Here is an 18629-nt window from a genome sequence, read left to right as displayed (position 1 = left end):
TCTCGCATGGAAGCGGTGTCGGATCAGCCTTCCGGCGTAAAGCCCGTCGGCATACATTGTGCCGGATTGGCACGCGGCATCACCTGGCAGTTCCAATACACCGTTTCGCGCCCGCGCATCTTGTCGGCGAAATAATAGAAGTCGGGCATCCGGTCGGGCCAGCCCGGCCGCCCGCCGGGGCCACGCACGACGCGCCCCGGCTGCCCTGTGAAGCCGATGACCCAGCAGGGTCGCCCCGCCGAGGGCTGGCACAGCTTCAGCGCATTCAGCGCCAGCGCCCCGGCGAACTCGCCCGGCCGGATGGTCAGGACATGGACCTCCCCCGCCCCCTCCGGCCGCGCGGTAGCGGCGGCAGCCGCGTCCGACACGGTCACGCGGTCGTCCGGCTGGTCGAGCTGCGCCGCCGTCGGGTCCGCCAGCGTCGCCGCCCCGCCCCGATGCGCGGGCGACAGGCGGGCGAGGGCGGCGATCACCGGCTCGGTCCCCGTGTGGCGTCCTCCGAAGGCGCCGCCCCGCCCGATCGCGCCGGGCCAGCGGAAGAACAAATGGGTGTGGAGGCTGGCGATCTTCTCCATCGTGGCGTTCCAAGTCGGGACCACCCAATCGGTATGATAATGGGTCGCCCAGCCGACCGGCGCGAAGACCACGCCCGCCATCGCCGCGCGCGCCACCGCCTGGGCCCGCAGCCATGCCGCCGGGCTGGGCGTGCGCCGCATCGCGCCGTCGCAGGTGAAGGAGAACTGGCAGCCGGTCGTGCGCTCCGATCCCTGGAACACCACGCCGCAAATCGTCTTGGGGAAAGAGGGATGGCGGACGCGGTTCAGCACGACCTGGACGACCGCCTGCTCGCCCGGCGTATCGTCGCCCGCCTCATACCAGGCCGCCGCCGCCAGACAGTCCAGCGCGCGCTCCGCATCGGGTGCCGCCAGCGTCACCGCCCAGGGCCGGGCCGCCGGATTGGGCAGGGTGGAAAAGGGCTTGGCCGCGTTGATCGCGCGCGCATCGTCGGGCGTGACCGACATATATTGCACCGGCTCGACAGCCGGCGGCGGCGGCAGTGCCTGCGACACCCGCGCCTCCCGAAAACCGGGCGAGGATGGCGGGCGCTCCGGCCGCGCGCTTTCGGCCGATCCCGTCACCATCCGCCACGCCGCCACACCGACGCCGCCGATCAGCGCGACGCACAGCAGCAGCAGCAGCGCCAGCACCGTGCCGCGCGGCGTATCGCGGCGCGGCCGCCGCAGCCGATCGCTCAGGATCAGATCGGCGTCGCCGTCGGTCGCCATCGGCGGGTCGAAACTGGAAGGGCCGTCCGTCACCCGGCGCGGGCTAGCACAAGGGGCACAGAACGCAATTCCCCGATACTCAGCCTCCGCCGCTCGGCGTCCGGTGCTCAACCCGGCTTCAGATCGCCCCCATGCGCCGCCAGACCATCGGGTCGGCGGGATCCTGCATCCGCAACCAGGCGTAACGCACCTTGTCCCAGCGCGAGATGCTAGGCACCAGGCTGTCGAGCACGAAATCGCCGTCGCTCAGCCGGACGATTAGCACGGTATGCAGGCCGACATTGCGGACAAAGGCGGTCGCGAGCAGCAGCTGCGACGGCGACAGGCCCGCCGCCAGCAGTTCGTCGCGCTTTTCCAGCGCGATGTCCTCGCAATCGCCCGCCGCGCCCGCGCCGATGCCCGCCGCCTGCCAATGCTCGTCCTCGCCATAGATTTCGCGGTCGGTACGCTGGGCGATATGGCGATTGGCGCGGATGTTGACCGCCTTGACGGTGCGCATCAGGCCGCGATCAGCCGACCCCTCCGCCAGTCGCGACGGCACCGACGCCGCTGCGCCGACCGCACCGGTCGGGCCGAACCGCTCGCCCTCCTGGGGCAGGCAGGCTTGCGGCTCATCCACGGAAAACGGGCCGGGAATGAAAGACCTGACGGGCAGGAAGCCCGCTGCACCGTCCCCGAAGGCAAAGCACGTCGCCACCTCGACCGTGCGCGCGCCAGCGGCACCCGCCGCGCCGAGCGAGCAGGCGGTCGGCGTCCGCGCGCACATCTCGGTAAAGCCGTAGGGCGCGTCGGCGACCGTGCCCAACGGCACGAAAGCCTCCGCCCGTGCAGGCGTCCAGGGCAAGGCCGCGGCGAGCAACGCTGCGATCCAGAGGGATGCCCCGATGCCGGGGCGGCAAGCAAGCGGCAACGTCATGCCGACTGTCTTGCCGAATCGATCTTCAACGAACCTTTGCGGGAGAGGTTAACGCGACGGTAAGATTTGGGCGGAGCGTCCCGAGTCTGGACCGGCCCGGCCCGGCCGGACCTTTTTTGCCGCAGTGCAATGTGCCATGGCGAGCCCGTAGAATGACGCAGGGTGCGTCTTTCCATTCGAGACTGTCCGTCCGGGGGGACATGTGGATCGCCGTTCCATCATCTTCATGGTCTCCCACTCGTCGGCGGGCGGCGCCCAGGAAATCTGGGCCAATCTGGCCGAGGGTTTTCTCGCAAAAGGCGATAACGTCCAGTTAATGGCGCTCTACCCGCTGCGCGCCGACATCCGCACCACCTCGGCCGACCTGCCCTGGCGCTATGTCGTCGAGCGGCAGCCGAAGGGCCCGCTGGCGGCGGCGCGGATGCTGGGGGCGCTGACCGCGTTGATCCGGCGCGAAAAGCCCGATGTGATCTTCACCGCCATGCCCGCCGCCAACGTCGCGGCGGCCCTGTGCGCGCGGCTGGCGGGGACGAAGACAAAGGTCATCACCTCGCACCACTCGCCGGTCGGCACGCATAGCCGCGTGCTGAACGGCGCGGACTCGCTGACCGGCTCGCTGCGCTCGGTCGCCACCGTCATCAGCGTGTCCGAGGAAGTCGGCCGCTCGCTGGAGGCGAAGCCCGCCGTCTATCGCGCCAAGCGCCGGACCGTGACCAACGCGGTGCCGCCGCGCATCGAGGCGCTGCTGGCCAGGCTCGCCGCCGAGCATGCCCCCCGCATCGCCCGGTCGCGCACCGTGGTCGCCACCGGACGGCTGGCCGAGCAGAAGAATTATCCGCTGCTGATCCGCGCCGCCGCGCTGATGCCCGACGTGACCGTCCGCATCGTCGGCGACGGGCCGGACCGCGCCGCGCTGGAGGCGCTCGCCGCCGAGCTGGGCGTGACCGGCCGGGTCGAGTTTCTGGGCCACCGCCCGCGTGAGGAAGCGCTGGCGATCCTGGCCGCGGGCGACGTGTTCGTGCAGATCAGCCTGTTCGAGGGGCACAGCCTGGGCCTGGTCGAGGCGGCCAAGCTGGGCATGCCCATCGTCGTCTCCGACGTTCCCGTCCAGATCGAGGGGATCACCGCGAAGGACGGCACGCGCTGCGGCCTGGCGGTGGCGATCGACGATGCGCAAGGGCTGGCCCGCCACGTCACCATGCTGCTCGACGATGCGCAGGCCTATGCCGAATGGGCCGCGCTGGCCCGCAAGGTCGGGGCCGAATCGAGCTATGAGGCGATGATGGCCGCCTATCAGGCGCTGATCGCGTGACCGCCGCCGCCCCACGCGGCAGCGAAGGAGCCGCCGCCCGCCCGAGTCGGGTGCCGCTGGCGTCCATCCAGGTGATGCGCGGCATCGCGGCACTGGCGGTGGCGATCTATCACACCCACCTCATCCTGTCGCAGCCGCGTTATGGCGGCATCGACCTGTGGGGCGCGGTGGCGGGCAAGGGGTGGACGGGCGTCAACTTCTTCTTCGTGCTCAGCGGCTTCATCATCCCCTATGCGCATCACGCCGATATCGGCCGACCCGAGCGCGCAGGCCATTACCTGATGCGGCGCTTCACGCGCGTCTATCCGATCTACTGGGTCTTCCTGACCGGATTCCTGGCGGCGATCGCGATGGGCTTGGGCACGCTGGAATTCAGCTGGGCCTGGCCCAACATCCTGGGTTCCTATCTGTTGCTCCAGATCGTGCCGGTGCCCACTTTGCCGCTGCATGTGGCATGGACTCTGTTCTACGAAATCTTCTTCTATTTCATGTTCCTGCTGCTGATCCTCGATCGTCGCATCGGCTCGGTGGTGATCGGTCTTTGGGGTGCGGCCGTCATCGGTTGGGGGCTGATCCTGGGGCATGACACCAATTATTGGTATCTGCACAGCTGGAACCTCTATTTCGCCCTCGGTGCGCTGGCCTATGTCGGCTATCGTCGCTGGGAAGGTCGGTCGGGCCTGCCGTTCCTGATCGCGGGATTCCTGATGCTCGGCGGTCTCCTTGCGGCAGGTTTGGTCGGAAACCACCTGGGAACCGTTCAGGAGCATCCGCGCACGCTGCTGCTTCTCGGCCCGCCCTTCGCGCTGATCCTGCTGGGCGCGGTGCTGATCGACCGGCGACGGCGCTGGAAGCCGGCAGCGATGCTCGCGCTGCCCGGTGAGGCCAGCTACGCCATCTACCTAGTCCATTCGCCCGTCATCTCCGCCTTGGCCCAAGCCAATCGCACGCTCACCCGGCATGGCCATATCATCGGGCATCACCTGCTCTATGTCGTCGTGGCGCTGGTTTCGGTGGCATCCGGCCTGATCGCGCATCTGTTGGTCGAAAGACCGTTGCTCCGGGGCATCCGCAGCATCACCGATCGACGTGCCCGCGCCAGAGCCTCGGCGAGGCAGCCGGAATGGAAAGCCAGCCGATCATGACATCCAATTCCGTGCCGCCATCGGATGCGATGCCGCAGCCCATGCCGATCGACGACGGCTTCGAGATGCGGACGCTGCGGCGCCGCTCGGTGAAGCCCGCCTTCCTGTCGCCGACCGGGATCGGGACGATGGTGGCCGCCGCGATGATCATCATGACGGTGCTCGGCCCGCTGATGACCTACAAGCCCGAGCCGTTCACCGGCGAGGGCAGCCCGCTTCGCCAGATCTGCTATTTCGCCATCCTGCCCGTCGCGATCTTCGCGGTACGGCCGCTGCACCGTCCCGAACGGCTGCTGGCCGTCCCATGGACCCTGTTGGTCGCGCTGGGATGGTGCTGGCTCAGCCTGAGCTGGTCGATCGCGCCCGATATCGGGATACGGCGCCTGTTGCTGACCACGATCGTTATCTGGACCCTGTTCCTGACGGTGGAATCGATCGGCTATGAGCGCGTGATGAAGGTCACGCGGATCGTCATGGTCGTGACCCTGGCCGTCAACTTCCTGACGGTCCTTGCCGTGCCCAGCTTCGGCATCCACCAGGCGGCGGCGGCCGCCGATGCGTCCGATCCCGGCCTGGTCGGTGACTGGCGCGGCATGATGTTGCAGAAGAACTTCGCGGGTGCGGCCTGTGCGTTCACGCTCATCATGTTCATGCTGGACGCAGGCCGCATCGCGCGTTGGATTCGCGCCCTGGTGGTCGTCGCGGCGGTGGTCTTCCTCATCAAATCGGGGTCCAAGACCTCGATGGGCATCGCGGTGTTGGGTATCGGGATCGGCTTCCTCTATACCCGTTACAACCCCGCCTATCGCTCGCTCCTGATTCCGGCGCTGTTGATCGTATCGGTGACGATCACCCTGCTGCTCCAGATTTACTGGGACGACCTGATCGCGCCCCTGAGTGATCAGGGAGCGTTTACGGGGCGGACGCAGATCTGGCCGCCGCTGTTCGCCTATTTCCAGGATCACTGGTTCTTCGGCACGGGCTATGGCTCGTTCTGGAATATCGGTTTCGGCAAGAGCCCGATCTTTACCTATTCCAAGGGATGGGTGCTCCACATCACCCAGGGGCATAACGGCTATCTCGACCTGCTGGTCACGATCGGCCTGCCCGGCCTGTTGCTGGTGATCTTTGCGACGATCGTGGTGCCGATCGGTCGCCTGTTGAGCAGCAAGACCGCCCCGCGCGGACCGGGTTCGGTGGTGCTGGCCATGCTGATCTTCGCGATGGGGCATAATTTCACGGAGAGCAGCATCTTCGACCGGGACGCGATCGTGCAGACCTTCCTCATGCTCGCCGTGGCGCTGGGCTATAACATCACCCGCGCCGATACCGGCCGACGCCGCCGATTGACGGTAGATCGTGATGCGACGAACGGGGGCGTAACGGCATGAGCGGCACCGGCCCCCTGGCCAAGATCCTGCGCTACGGCATTGCCGCGATCGGCCCGATCGGGTCGGCGGGCGCGCAGTTCCTGCTGTCGCTGATCCTGTTGCGCTCGCTGGACAAGCATGCGTTCGGCAGCTTCTCGTTCCTGCTCGTCGCCACCCAGTTGAGCTGGGGCCTGTGGAGCGCGATGTTCTGCGCCCCCCTACCCATCCTGTTCCACGCGCATGAGGGGCCCGAGCGCGAGCGGCTGATGCAGAGCCTGTTCTCCAGCAACCTGCTGGTGGCGCTGGCGGCGGCGGTGCTGTTCGGCGTGATGGCCTTTGCGCTGGGCGTGCCGAAGGGTGCAGCGATCATCTTCGGCCTTTATGGCTGCGTGGCGCTGCTCCGCTGGTTCGCGCGCGCCTATGCCTATGCCAGCGGGCGGCCGTTGCGCACGATGATCTCCGACAATGTCTATGCGGTGACGTTGCTGCTGGGGCTGATCCCGATCCTGCTGTTCCCCGACCGGGCGCTGGGCATCGCCTATGCCACGCTGCTGGCGGGTGCGGTGCTGGGCATGATCCCGTTCGGGGCCGGTTATCTGCGCGACCAGTTCACCCGCTTTTCCGCCCGAGCCGCGCGCGGTTACGGCCCGGTCTTTCGCCAGCATTCGGGCTGGTCGCTGGTCGGCGTCGTCACGACCGAGGCGACCGCCAACTCCCACGCCTATATCGTCACCGCGCTGTTCGGGCCGGGCGCCTTCGCCCCGATCGCCGCCAGCGCGCTGCTGATTCGCCCGATCTCGGTCGCGATGAACGCGCTGACCGAGTTCGAGCGTGCCAATATGGCACGGGCGCTCGGCCGGGGCAGCGTCGATGAAGCGCGCGAATCGGTCCGTCATTTCCGCTGGGCGATGATGGCGGCCTGGACGGTCACGGCGCTGGCCGCCGCCATCCTGTTGCAGGTGGCGCCGCACGCAATCTTCCCGCGCAGCTATCCGCTCAGCTTCGTCGCCACCGGCGCCGCGCTGTGGATGCTGGTCGCGGGCGTCCGGTTGATGCGGATGCCGGAGAGCACGCTGCTCCAGGCGGCGGGCCAGTTCCGGCCGCTGGCGATGGCCAGCGTCTATTCGTCGGGCTTCTCGGTCGTCGCGGTGCTTGCGCTGCTGCTGCTGGCCGGAACCCTGTGGTCGATCGTCGGCATCCTGGTCGGCGAAGCGATCTACGCCTTGTGGATCTGGAGACAATGCCGGTTGTGGCTGAAAGCGAATGGAGCGGGCATCGCCCCCGCCCCGCTCGAAGGGGTAGTGACGCAATGAATCTGTCGGCACACATCGCCGAAACCCCGGTGACCGAAAAGCAGGCGTCCGGCCGATCCGCCACCCGCGCGAAGCGGCGGCGGATCATGATGATCGCGCCGCATTTCGAGGAATATGCGCTGCATATGTGCATGGCGCTGGCGGAAGATGCCGATGTCCTGCTCGCGCTGAATCTCGGTCGGCTGCGCAAGGATTATGAGGGACGCCCCTTTCCGGCGACGCCCGGCATCACGTTTCACGACACGCGGTTCGAATCGCCACTGGATGGCTTGCGTCTTTTCAAGAGCGTGCTCGCTTTCCGTCCCGAAACGATACATTTGCAAGAGGCCTCGGGACTGCGCAAAGCGCTGACCTGCGCCGCCTTGGTGGCCCTGGCCCGCCCCTTTTGCCGGATCGCGCTGACCGTGCACGACCCCAGCCCGCATGAGGGGCGCGACGCGGTCATCGCACAGCGGCTGGACCGCTATCGCCGGTTCGTCCGCCGCGCGGCACAGGTGGTGTTCGTGCACGGCGACTATTGCCGCAAACGCTATCTCGACGTGCGCGAGAACCAGTCCCAGTCGGTCGTCGTGATCGACCATGGCGAGATACTGGGTGAGCGTCCGACCGACCTTCCCGATCCCCATGCCCGGCCGCTGGCGATCTTCGGTTTCGGGCGGATGGAGGCCTATAAGGGTCTGCACATCTTTCTCGACGCCCTGAAGCTGCTCCATGCGCGCGGCGTCGTGCCGACCGTGGTTTTGGCGGGTTCCGGCCCTGAAATGGACCGGCTGGAGGGCGAGTTCGCCGCGATGCCTGGCGTCACGGTGGACAATGCGTTCATCACCTCCGAACGGCTGATCGACGAGATGGCCGCGACCGATCTGGTCGTCATGCCTTATCTGACCGCGACGCAAAGCGGCGTGCTGGCCGCCACCCTCGCCAATCGCCGCTTCGTCGTGGCGAGCGGCGTGGGCGGCATCCCGGACATCGTCGCGGATGGGCATAACGGCCTGCTGGTCCCGCCTGGCGATCCGGCGGCGCTGGCCGATGCGCTGGAACGGGTCGCGCGCGATCCCGCGCTGCGCCAGCGCCTGTCGGACGGCGCCGCGCAGACGGCGAGCGAGCGTTTGGCCTGGAGTCAAATTGTTCCCAAAATGCTGGCACAATATTAAAAATTTGAGTTCTTGCGCTGTTTACGCAGCGATGCGACATTCCATAAAGGGTCGATTAAGCAGCTTGGGGTACCAGACAGGCTTAACATCCTCATCTTAGGAAGCAGGGTGGCACTTTTGGGATCAGGGCTGGCATGATCGAAACCCACGATCCGTCCGTCTCTTCGGGTTTGGCCCCTGCTATTCGGGTCACCATTGGGATCAAGGCGCTCAACGAGGAAGCGCATATCGCCGCCGCGCTCGAAAGCGCGCTGGCCGCGGTCGCGCGCGTGGGTGGCGAAGTGATCCTGGCCGATAGCGGATCGTCGGATCGCACGATCGAGATCGCCCAGCGCTACCCGGTGCGGATCGTCCAGCTCGCCAATCACAACGAGCGTTCGTGCGGCGCCGGTGGGCAGCTCGCCTATCAGTTCGCACGGGGCGAGTATTTCTATCTGCTCGACGGCGACATGGTGCTGTCGCCCGATTTCCTGCCAGCCGGTCTCGCCTATCTCGATGCGCATCCCGAGGCTGCCGCCGTCGGCGGCCTGGTGAACGAAGCGAACATGCAGGGCGAGGAGTTCCAGATTCGCGGCGCCAAGGTGGCCAGCGATCGCAACTGGCGACCGGGCGTCGTGGATCGGCTGGACTGCGGTGGCCTGTACCGCATGTCGGCGCTGCGCGAAGTGAATTACTTTACCGACCGCAATCTCCACGCCTTCGAGGAGTTCGAACTGGCCGCCCGGTTGCGCAGCAGGGGGTGGACGCTGGCGCGGATCGACCAATTGGCGGTCGACCATTACGGACATGCGATGGGCGGCTATCGTCTGCTGCTGCGGCGCATGACGTCCGGCTATTCCGGCGCGCCCGGCGAAGTGTTGCGCAGCGCTATCGGTCGCCGCCAGCTCGGCATCGTGATCGGCCGCCTCAGCCATGTGCGCAACGGCCTGGTCATCATCGCCTGGTGGCTGGCGCTTGTCGTGGCGCTGTTTCGCGGCCACTGGGCGTTCGCGGCCGCGATGATCGCGGTGCCGGTCCTGTTCCTGTCGGCACGACGCGGATCGCTGCACCTCGGCCTCTATTCCTTCACCGCCTGGAACGTCAGCGCGCTGGGCCTCATCACCGGCTTCTTCCGCCGCCGCGTCGCCGCCAGCGCGCCGCTGGCCGCGGTCGACCTGACCCGGCCAGAGCCTGTTCAGGCCGTGCCGAACCCTTCGGAACGGCCCGATCACGACCCCGATCAGGATATCCTGCGGCACGCTCAGGGCATGTGATCCGGGCTCGTCAGACCCAATAAGGCGCGCACCGCAGTTACGCTTGCGAAATTATCGTCTGAAATGGCACGATAATATGCGATGTGTCCGGCGATGCGGCGCGATCCGCCGTCGCCTTGGGAAGGGAACCGGATCGATGCCTTCATTCTCCCGCCTGTCGCTCGTCGCTGTCGCGGCCTGTCTTTGCACCGCGCCGCTGTTCGCACAGGACAGCGACGGACAGGATCACCCCGATCTGCCGCGCTATTCCGGCGCGGTCATCGACGGATACCGCGCGCCGTCGCTCGACACCGTCGTCATGCCGACCGGCCCGGTCGCGGACGAAGACGGCACGGCCAACCGCCAGATGCTGGAGGGACGGGTCACGCATATCGACTATCGCATCAAACCCGCCACCGCACCGCTCCAGATCGAGCGCTATTATACCGACCTGCTGGGCAAGGCGGGTTACAAGCTCGCCTATTCCTGTATCGGCCCGGCCTGCGGCAAGGCGATGGGCAGCCTGATCCTGAATTCGGGCAAGATCGCGCCCACCGGGCTGGCCGATGGCCTGTTCAACGACCGCATCCGCGTGGTGATCGCGCGGCGCGACCGGAACTGGGTGCTGCTCCACATCGCCGAGGGGCCGGATCGCTCGCAAATCTTCGAAACGGTCGTCGAAAACGCCACACCGGCCTGACCGGGCGGGCCCGGCGTGAACGAAAGCCGGTGGCGATCATTGTGCGGAGGATCATTTCATCCCGATCCGGAGAAGCATCGATGAAGACCAGCGGCAACACGATCCTGATGACGGGCGGCGGCAGCGGTATCGGCGAGGCGCTCGCTCATCGCTTCCACGATCGCGGCGACACGGTCATCATCGCCGGGCGCCGCCGCGAGGCGCTGGAGAAGGCGGCGGAGGGGCGCGAGCGCATCCATGTCGTCACGCTCGACGTCGAGGATGCGGCGGCGGTCGACGCCTTCGCCAAGCAGATCGTCGCTGACTTCCCCGCGCTGAACGTGCTGTTCAACAATGCGGGCATCATGAAGTTCGAGGATCTGACCCAGCGGCGCGACCTGGCCGATGCCGAGGCGACGCTGACCACCAATATCCTGGGTCCGATCCGGCTGACCAATGCGCTGATCGATCATCTGACCCAGCAGGCGGACGCGGCGATCGTCAACGTGACCTCGGGCCTCGCCTTCGTGCCTTTGGTCGCCGCGCCGACCTATTCGGCGACCAAGGCGGCGATCCATTCCTACACCGTGTCGCTGCGCACCCAGTTGGAGGGCAAGGTCGAGGTGATCGAGCTGGCCCCGCCGGGCGTGCAGACCGACCTGACGCCGGGACAGGCGCACCGTCCGGGCTATGTCCCGCTTGAGGAATTTGCCGATGCGGTCGCCGCGCAGTTCGCGCAGGTGCCGACGCCGTCGGAAGTGCTGGTCGATCAGGTCCGCCCGTTCCGCATGGCCGAGCGCGAGGGCAAGTTCGACGAGACGCTCAAGAACCTGACCAAGCGCGCCGCCGAGCAGCGGGCGGCCGGCGACCGTATCCAGTCCGGCAACTGAGGCTTGGGAACGGGCAGCGGGTCGGCTATGAACGGCCATGGATTTCGACCAGTTGCTCGTCCGCTTTTTCGGCACCGAAGAGATTGCCGACCTTACTCCCGAACAGCTCGGCGCGGGGATCGACCGCTTGCGCGTGCAGTTCGGGCTGGAGCGCGACAGCGGCCGCCGCTTCGCGCTGTGGTGCCTGGCCTATATGATCGGCGTCGCGCCCGACATCGACGAAGCCTTTGACGACGAGGAAGACCGCGAGGCGGCGCGCGACTTCATGGACAGCGTCGATAGCGAGATCGACGCGGAGGAATAATCCCTCTCCCCTGGATAGGGGAGAGGGTTAGCGGAGCTTGCCAGCGTGCTGGCTAGCGCAGCTTGGGTGAGGGGTTGAGCGAGCCTTTGGCTCGCGCGCTCGCCCAGGCGAGCGCCCACCCCTCACCCAGCTCCGACTAAGCCTTTGCTTTCGCAAAGGCTTAGTCTGCGCAACCCTCTCCCCTCCATGAGGGGAGAGGGAAGACTTAGCCCGCCGCGACCATGCGCTGCGTCTGCTCGCCCAGCTTGTCGATGCCCAGCCGCACCGTCTGGCCCGCGCGCAGATAGACCGGCGGCTTCTGGCCCAAACCGACGCCCTCCGGCGTGCCGGTCGAGATGATGTCGCCCGGCTCCAGCGTGCAGAACTGGCTGACATAGGACACCAGCTCGGCGACCGAGAAGATCATGTCGGCGGTGCTGCTGTCCTGATAGCGCTTGCCGTCGACTTCCAGCCACAGGCGAAGCGCCTGCGGATCGCCCACCTCGTCCGCCGTGACCAGCCACGGGCCGGTCGGGCCGAAGGTGTCGCACCCCTTGCCCTTGTCCCAGGTGCCGCCGCGCTCCAGCTGGAACGCACGCTCAGACACGTCATGCACGACGCAATACCCCGCGACATGCGACAGCGCCTCGTCCTGGCTCAGGTAGCGGCCGCGCGTGCCGATCACGACGCCCAGTTCGACTTCCCAGTCGGTCTTTTCCGACCCGCGCGGAATTTCGACATCATCGTTGGGGCCGACGACGGCGCTGCTCCACTTGCCGAACATGACCGGCTCGGCGGGGATGGGCAGATTGCTCTCGGCGGCGTGTGCGCGGTAGTTCAGGCCGATGCAGACGAACTTGCCGGGGCGCGCCACGCACGAGCCGAGGCGGGGATTGCCCTCGACCACCGGCAGCGTCGCGGGGTCGAGCGCGGCGATCTCCGCCAGTCCCTGCGGCGTCAGGCGGTCGCCCACCAGATCGCCCAGCGCCTCGGGCAGCGCGCGGATCTGGCCCTGATCGTCCAGCAGTCCGGCCCGCTCGCGCCCCATTTCGCCATAACGCAACAACTTCATCCGTCCGTCTCCTTATGGGTACGCCGCCACGCAGCGTGACGGCCATGAATATCGCTCGCCCCCGTTCAGGGATGATCGCTCTGTCGAAAGATGCAGGGCAGCTCCGCCCAACCCGAATGTCCGGGCAGTGGCCGTTGCAGCGCGCCCATGCGGCGTTGCCATTCGATCAGCACCGGATCGGCCGCCGTTTCCCGGTCCAGCCCCTCGGGGTCGAAGGTCGCGTCCACCTCCATCAGCATCACCAGCCGGGTACCGAGGCGGTAGATTTCCAGTTCGACGATGCCGTGCCGCCGCTGCAAGGCCAACACCTCGGCGGGCGTATTGCCGGGGCTGTGGGCCGCCTCATAGGCCGCGATCGCCGCCGTATCGTCGGCCAGATCGATCATGCGGACGAAGCGGCGGTTCGCCCCCGCCTTTGCCGGTGACATCGTCATCGGGGGGACTCAGACCATGCCCAGGATGCGCTGGAGTGCCGCCTGAAAGTGATGGGCGAGCGCTGCTTCCGCCGCCGCCGGATCGCGCGCCAGACAGGCGTTCAGCACGTCCAGATGCTCGCGAATGGTGCGGATCATGCGCGGCGCGGTCCAGGTCAGGTCCAGCCGGATGACCGCGACATAATTCTTCAGCCGCCGCGCCGTCGTCTCGATCATCGGATTGCGCAGCGCGGCGATGATACTGCCGTGGAAACGCTGTTCCAGCGCCTCCATATCCTCGGTGACGTCATCGACACTGCTCGCCTCCAGCCGTTCGAGCAGCGCCTGATGATCGGCGATCAGCCGCTCGATCTCCGCTTTTTCCGCAGTCTCGGCATAGGCGCGCGCTGCCGAGCGTTCGATGATCGAGCGGAACTGATAGGTCGAACGCGCCAGCTCCAGATCGGCCTTCAGAAACTCGATGCCCGAGCGGGCATGGATCTTCAGGATGCCCTCGGTCTCCAGGATACGCAGCGCGTCGCGCAGCGGCTGGATCGGCAGGTCGAGCAACTGCATCAGCTCGTTCTGAGAGATGAATGCGCCCGCCGAAATCCGCCGGTCGAACAACCCCTCCAATATCCGGCGATAGGCCAGGTCGCCCAGCCGCCGTCCGGCCTCGCTCGGTTCCTTAGGCTGGGCGGCACGGGTACGGGCGCGGACAGGGCGGGCAGGCTTGGTCATGGTGCCCTTCCCTAACGCCTTGCGGGTTTTAGCGCTACCAGCCTTACCGCCCTGATATTCCACGTCGCGGCTCATTTCGCCTTCTCCGGCCGGACGCCCGATGCGTCGATCACCGCCCGCGCGGCGGCGGGCCAGGCGCTGCCCTCGACCTTCTGATTGTCGATCAACCGGTTGTCCATATAGGCGTCCCAGGAGCCGTTCAGTCGCCCGCCATTATACCAGTTGCCGATCGCGGCGTTGTCCAGCGTGGTGCGGTGCGGGCGATAGCCGTCCATCGTATTGGCGTTCAGCCAGATGCCGACGCCGTCGATCACATTGTTGCGTACCGTGACGTAGCGCGAGCCTTCGTCGAGATACAGGCCGATGCCGCCCGGCACGTTATAGACGTAATTCTCGGCGATCAGCGCACCGGGATCGGCCGACAGATGATAGATGGCGCCGCCATCGGCGAACCACTGCTTGACCTTATGGACCCGGTTGCCCAGCACCACCGTATCGCGCAGGATGGTCGGCGTATCATAGACGATATTGCCCGGCTGGTCGTAATAGCCGCGCGTCCGGGTGCGATAGGCGCCGCTGCCGCCCGGATCGTTGACGCCCCAGCCCCAGCCGATGTCAATCCCGTCATAGGGCGCGTCCGACACGTCGTTATGGGTGACGACCGTACCCGCCGCATAGGTGACGAGGATCGCAGCCTGTTCCTTGTAATCCTGCGACACGGTTTCGATACGGTTGTCGGACAGGACGACGTTGCGCACGCCCATCTCGGCGCGCGGCGGGTGGTGCGCGTCGGGGCTCACGCCGCCGACCATGATCGCCCCGCCCGCCAGATCGGTGAAGCGGCTGCGATGCACCTCCACCCCGGCCGCGCCGTAACCGACGCCGCTGGCATTGGCCTCCGGGTTGTTGCCGATGCCCAGGCCGATCTGGCCGAGCTGGCTGAACTCGGCATGATCGAAAGTGACACGCACGGCGGCGGCGACCTGCACGGCGGCGGGCTGCTGCCGCCAGCGGTTGCGCATCGTCTCGAACGCCCAGCATCCCCAGCTGCAATCGCGGATCGGGTCCTCCGGGAACCCCGGAATCAGCCCGGCCAGATAGGACCCGCTCTGCTGACTGGCATAGCCCTCCGCGCTGGACGGGCCGAGCCAGCTGGTGTGGCGAAAGGCAATGCCGTCGAACGCCAGATCGGTGATGGGCCGATCATAGCTGCCCGCGATCGACACCAGCGATTCCAGCCGGGGCAGCACGGCGGCCAGGCGGCGCATATCCTCGCCCTGGCGCGGCTTGTAATAGAGCTTGCCCGCCGCCGGATCGACGAACCACTGCCCACCCTCGCGCAGGAAGGCGAGCGAGTTGACCAGGAATAGCCGCCCGCGATCCCCCGCCAGCGTCTTGGCCAGCGTGTCATAACCGATCAGGTTGTTGCGCCAGCCCGGCTGCTGCATCCGGATCGTATCGCCCTCGATCCGCTCCACCACCGCGCGGCGATCGGTGAAGAAGCCGGTCTGCTCGACCTCGATCCGCGACTGGTCGGGCAGGCTGGCGAGGAAGCGCCAGGCGGGGTCGGTGATCGTCATGCCGGTAGCAGTGAAGGCCACCGCCGTGCGCGGGATCGCGACCTGGGCGCGCTGCGCCATATGTCCGCCGACCCAGAACTGGCGCGGATCCAGCCCGCGCGGCACCGTCGCCACCCAGATGTCGCGTGTCCGGTCGGCGAGCGTCCATCCGCTGACCGCCATGCCGCCCGACAGGACGGGATGCGCGCCCGCCGCCGCCTGCCAGCGCACGACATGCCCCCCCTGCCCGCCGTCATCTGCGGTGAAGCGCAAGGGGGCTGCGAGCGGATAGGTGCCGTCCGCCAGCATCACGGTCACATCATGCTGACCATTGATCCGCCGCACCGCCTGTTGCGCGCGTTCCAGCGAGCGGAGCGGATGCGCGGTGCTGCCGTCCCCCTCATCCGATCCGCCGGGTGCGACATGCAGGACGACCGGCACGGCGGCGGGCGGGACGGGCAGCGAGATAGCGCTGAACGCCTCGTGCGAATTGGGAACGCCCGAGGCGGGCGGTGCCGGGATGACGGGCGCAGGCGGCAGTTGCTTGGCACGAAGCCCGGTCGAGGCGAGCAGCCCCGCCAGCGCGATCGGGGTCAGGCGAAGGGTCATGGGATTCATTCTCCGATCGATGGGCGGGGCGCGGCGCATATTCAGCGGACGGACTTGATCGGCAGGACCAGGAACGAGCCGACCAGCACGAACACGCCGGAGATGATGAACAGCACCGGATAGCTGTTGTGCGTCATCGACAACAATCCGGCGGCCATCACGGGGCTGAGGATCTGGGGCACGTTGACCGCCGTCGTCAGGATGCCCAGGTCCTTGCCGGTCGCATCCTCCTCGCCCTCGCGCGGCTTGGGCAGGACCTGCGTCATCAGCGCCAGATCGACCGACATGAACGCGCCGTAACCCAGGCCGATCAACACCGCATAGGCGATCATCCCCTGGGTGGTCGGTGCGATCAGCGGCATGGTCACCGCCACCGCCATGACAAGGCTGGACAGGAACACCAGCGGCTTGCGCCGTCCCAGCTTGTCCGAGAGCACGCCCGACCCCAGCCCGGACACGACCAGCGCAACGAAGGTGATGATCGACATGGTCGCGATCATCTCGTTCGCGCCCGCCTGGCTCATCCCGATATGGTCCTGCAGGATATAGAGCAGATAGGTCAGGATCGCCTGATAGCCCATATAGATGGCGAAGCGGCCCAGAAACGCCCAGGCGAAATCGGGATGCTTGCGCGGCGAAATCCAGAAGCCCTTGAGAAAGGCGGACAGGCGGAAGGGCTTGTCCGGGGGCAGATCGACGCGCGGCTCGGGATTGAGGACGACGAAGATCAGGCACACGACGATGATCGCGCTGCCAACGATGCCGTAAGCCAGCGGGATCTGCGCGGCGAGCTTGCCCGCGAAGAAGGTGCCGAACGACACGCCCGCCGTCATCGCACCGCCGACCACGCCCGACGCCAACCCGCGTTCCTCGGGCGAGAAACGATCCGCGACCAGCGTGGTGATCGCCGGTTGCATGGCGTTCAGCGTCACCACCGACACCAGCCAGATGGCGGTGATCCCGACCAGCCCGCCGCCATAAGGGGTCAGGATGATCGCGATGCCGCCGATCGTCGCGCCGACCACGATCCACGGCGTCCGCCGCCCGAACCGGCTGCGCGTCCGGTCCGACAGCGCGCCCGCGATCGGCGTCGTCAGCGTGCTGAAGACCGAGGTGATGGCATAGATGATGCCCAGCGTCTGCGCCTTGCCGACCGGATCGAGGTCCTGGATCTGGTTGGGCAGCAGCACGCCCAAGGCCGAGGCATAGAGGGTCAGCAGCGTGAAGAATACGACGCCCAGCGATACGAGCAGCACCCATTTCTCGCGCCCCGTCACCCAATGCCGTCCGGGCAGCGGCGATGAGGCGGTGGCCGCGACGCGGATCGCCGCCGGCTCCTCGACCGGCGGGGTCAAGCCGACGCTCATGCCGGACGCACCCAGGTCGGCGCTGGCGGGAGCTGTGCCTCCGCCAGCGGTTCGGGCGCGTGATGCTCGGCACGCGCCGCCTCGCTCAACCGCAGGCCATGGCCCGGCCGGTCATGTCCATGGATCAGGCCGTCCCGGATCACATAAGGCTCCTCGACCAGATGTTCGAAATTCTGGAAGCTGTATTCCAACCATCGAACGCCCGGCAGCGCCAGCGCCATATTGACCCCGATCTCCAGGAAGCTGTTGCCGAACGTCACCTCGACATTGTGCTCGCCCGCCAGCCACCCGGCACGCATCACGTCGCCGACCTGGCCATGGACGTTCAGCATGTCGCACGCCTCGGCCTGGAGCAGCTTGCGCTTGCCCGACAGGTCCAGATACTCGCCGCTGTTGACCCGCGTATCGGGACAGGCCAGCCGCAACCGGCGCAGCCCGTCGAAATCGTCGCGCGGGATCGGGTCCTCGACCCAATAGATGCGGTGCCCCGCCCGCTCGAACAGCGCCAGCGCGGCGCGGGTCTCGGCGGCGGTCCATGCCTCGTTTGCGTCGATCATCACCGGCCGCCCGTCATTGCCGGTCGCCTTTTTGAGCAGGTCCAGCCGGTGGAGGTCGCGCTCGATCAGCGAATGACCGACCTTGATCTTGTAGCCGCGATAATCCTCCTGCGCGGCGCGGCCGAACAGCTCGGTAAAGTCATGGTCGGACAGGTGGAAGTCCAGGCCGCTGGCATAGACCGGCACCGTGCGGCGCTGCGCCCCGAGCAGACGCCAGAGCGGCAGGCCGCAGCTTTGTGCGAACAGGTCCCAGACCGCATGCTGGATCGCTTCCTCGAACGGGATCAGCATCCGGCGGACATTGCCCCCGCGCGGCCGCCCGACCCGCAGGGCCAGCGCTCCGGACTCCTGCCCTTCCAGCGCCGGGAAGACCTCCTCTCGGAATGCCCATTCGATATTGCCCTGGGGAAGAAGCGGCTGGAACAGCACCTGCACGAACCCCAGCCCGACGCGCCCCGCCTCGTCGATCAACTCCAGCGCGACGATATTGGCCTGGGTCGCGCCGACCTGCGAGTCGCCGACCCTGCGATCGCGGCGGAACTGGAAACGGGTAACACGGAAATCCGCGATTCTGCTCGCCGACATTGCCCCTCCTGAAATATCAAAACCGCTCTATTTTGATTGAGCTGGCGGATCGAATGCGTAACAGCGCACGATCATGGTGCGGCCCCCGCCTGTCGGTCAATCCCAAAACCAGTTGATCTCGCATGTGAAATATCACTCTCACATTT

At 67.0% G+C, this 18629-nt stretch carries 17 protein-coding genes; 9 read left to right on the top strand and 8 right to left on the bottom strand.

All coding sequences use genetic code 11. The features are described 5' to 3' along the window. Positions 1-23: 23 nt before the first annotated feature. The gene (locus KV697_RS17655; protein WP_257575419.1) at positions 24-1319 is read right to left on the bottom strand and encodes a cell wall hydrolase; all 1296 of its coding nucleotides are present in this window, start codon (positions 1317-1319) and stop codon (positions 24-26) included. A gap of 85 nt (positions 1320-1404) precedes the next feature. Then, the gene (locus tag KV697_RS17650) at positions 1405-2202 is read right to left on the bottom strand and encodes a transglutaminase-like cysteine peptidase (protein WP_219019294.1); all 798 of its coding nucleotides are present in this window, start codon (positions 2200-2202) and stop codon (positions 1405-1407) included. 202 nt (positions 2203-2404) lie between these two features. Here KV697_RS17650 and KV697_RS17645 point away from each other — a divergent pair, with 202 nt between their 5' ends. The 9 genes from KV697_RS17645 to KV697_RS17605 all read left to right on the top strand — a co-directional run bounded on the left by KV697_RS17645 (position 2405) and on the right by KV697_RS17605 (position 11601). After that, a complete protein-coding gene (locus KV697_RS17645) occupies positions 2405-3514 on the top strand; it encodes a glycosyltransferase family 4 protein (RefSeq protein WP_219019293.1) in 1110 nt (369 codons plus the stop codon). After that, positions 3511-4659: an acyltransferase family protein gene (locus tag KV697_RS17640; RefSeq protein WP_219019292.1), complete on the top strand. Its 1149-nt coding sequence runs from the start codon at positions 3511-3513 to the stop codon at positions 4657-4659. The genes KV697_RS17645 and KV697_RS17640 overlap by 4 nt, the downstream gene beginning before the upstream one ends. Further along, the gene (locus KV697_RS17635) at positions 4656-6050 is read left to right on the top strand and encodes an O-antigen ligase family protein (protein ID WP_219019291.1); all 1395 of its coding nucleotides are present in this window, start codon (positions 4656-4658) and stop codon (positions 6048-6050) included. Before KV697_RS17640 ends, KV697_RS17635 begins: the two co-directional genes overlap by 4 nt. Beyond that, positions 6047-7342: a hypothetical protein gene (locus KV697_RS17630; RefSeq protein WP_219019290.1), complete on the top strand. Its 1296-nt coding sequence runs from the start codon at positions 6047-6049 to the stop codon at positions 7340-7342. The genes KV697_RS17635 and KV697_RS17630 overlap by 4 nt, the downstream gene beginning before the upstream one ends. Further along, a complete protein-coding gene (locus KV697_RS17625) occupies positions 7339-8496 on the top strand; it encodes a glycosyltransferase family 4 protein (protein ID WP_219019289.1) in 1158 nt (385 codons plus the stop codon). Before KV697_RS17630 ends, KV697_RS17625 begins: the two co-directional genes overlap by 4 nt. Positions 8497-8666: 170 nt before the next feature. Further along, positions 8667-9749: a glycosyltransferase gene (locus tag KV697_RS17620; protein ID WP_257575418.1), complete on the top strand. Its 1083-nt coding sequence runs from the start codon at positions 8667-8669 to the stop codon at positions 9747-9749. Between the two features lie 136 nt (positions 9750-9885). Next, positions 9886-10428 carry a hypothetical protein gene (locus KV697_RS17615; protein ID WP_219019287.1) on the top strand — a complete coding sequence of 181 codons (543 nt, stop codon included), beginning with the start codon at positions 9886-9888 and terminating at the stop codon, positions 10426-10428. A gap of 80 nt (positions 10429-10508) precedes the next feature. Then, entirely contained in the window at positions 10509-11297 is a 789-nt protein-coding gene (locus KV697_RS17610; RefSeq protein ID WP_219019286.1) for an SDR family oxidoreductase, read from the top strand. Positions 11298-11334: 37 nt separating this feature from the next. Then, positions 11335-11601, top strand: a complete 267-nt coding sequence (locus KV697_RS17605; RefSeq protein WP_219019285.1) for a hypothetical protein — start codon at positions 11335-11337, stop codon at positions 11599-11601. Positions 11602-11806: 205 nt separating this feature from the next. Here KV697_RS17605 and KV697_RS17600 read toward each other — a convergent pair whose 3' ends face one another. The 6 genes from KV697_RS17600 to KV697_RS17575 form a co-directional block, all read right to left on the bottom strand. Beyond that, positions 11807-12652 carry a fumarylacetoacetate hydrolase family protein gene (locus tag KV697_RS17600; RefSeq protein ID WP_219019284.1) on the bottom strand — a complete coding sequence of 282 codons (846 nt, stop codon included), beginning with the start codon at positions 12650-12652 and terminating at the stop codon, positions 11807-11809. A gap of 65 nt (positions 12653-12717) precedes the next feature. Then, the gene (locus KV697_RS17595; protein ID WP_219019283.1) at positions 12718-13086 is read right to left on the bottom strand and encodes an L-rhamnose mutarotase; all 369 of its coding nucleotides are present in this window, start codon (positions 13084-13086) and stop codon (positions 12718-12720) included. Between the two features lie 9 nt (positions 13087-13095). Next, the gene (locus KV697_RS17590) at positions 13096-13806 is read right to left on the bottom strand and encodes a GntR family transcriptional regulator (protein WP_257575417.1); all 711 of its coding nucleotides are present in this window, start codon (positions 13804-13806) and stop codon (positions 13096-13098) included. A gap of 71 nt (positions 13807-13877) precedes the next feature. Next, positions 13878-15974 carry a right-handed parallel beta-helix repeat-containing protein gene (locus tag KV697_RS17585; protein WP_257575416.1) on the bottom strand — a complete coding sequence of 699 codons (2097 nt, stop codon included), beginning with the start codon at positions 15972-15974 and terminating at the stop codon, positions 13878-13880. 41 nt (positions 15975-16015) lie between these two features. Next, positions 16016-17341 carry an MFS transporter gene (locus KV697_RS17580; RefSeq protein ID WP_219019280.1) on the bottom strand — a complete coding sequence of 442 codons (1326 nt, stop codon included), beginning with the start codon at positions 17339-17341 and terminating at the stop codon, positions 16016-16018. Next, positions 17338-18483 carry a mandelate racemase/muconate lactonizing enzyme family protein gene (locus tag KV697_RS17575; RefSeq protein ID WP_219019279.1) on the bottom strand — a complete coding sequence of 382 codons (1146 nt, stop codon included), beginning with the start codon at positions 18481-18483 and terminating at the stop codon, positions 17338-17340. Before KV697_RS17575 ends, KV697_RS17580 begins: the two co-directional genes overlap by 4 nt. Between the last annotated feature and the right edge of the window lie 146 nt (positions 18484-18629).

Origin of the sequence: Sphingomonas sanguinis (assembly GCF_019297835.1) — a bacterium.
In the GTDB taxonomy this organism is placed as follows: Bacteria; Pseudomonadota; Alphaproteobacteria; order Sphingomonadales; family Sphingomonadaceae; genus Sphingomonas; species Sphingomonas sanguinis_D.
This window is presented reverse-complemented; position numbering and strand designations above follow the sequence as displayed.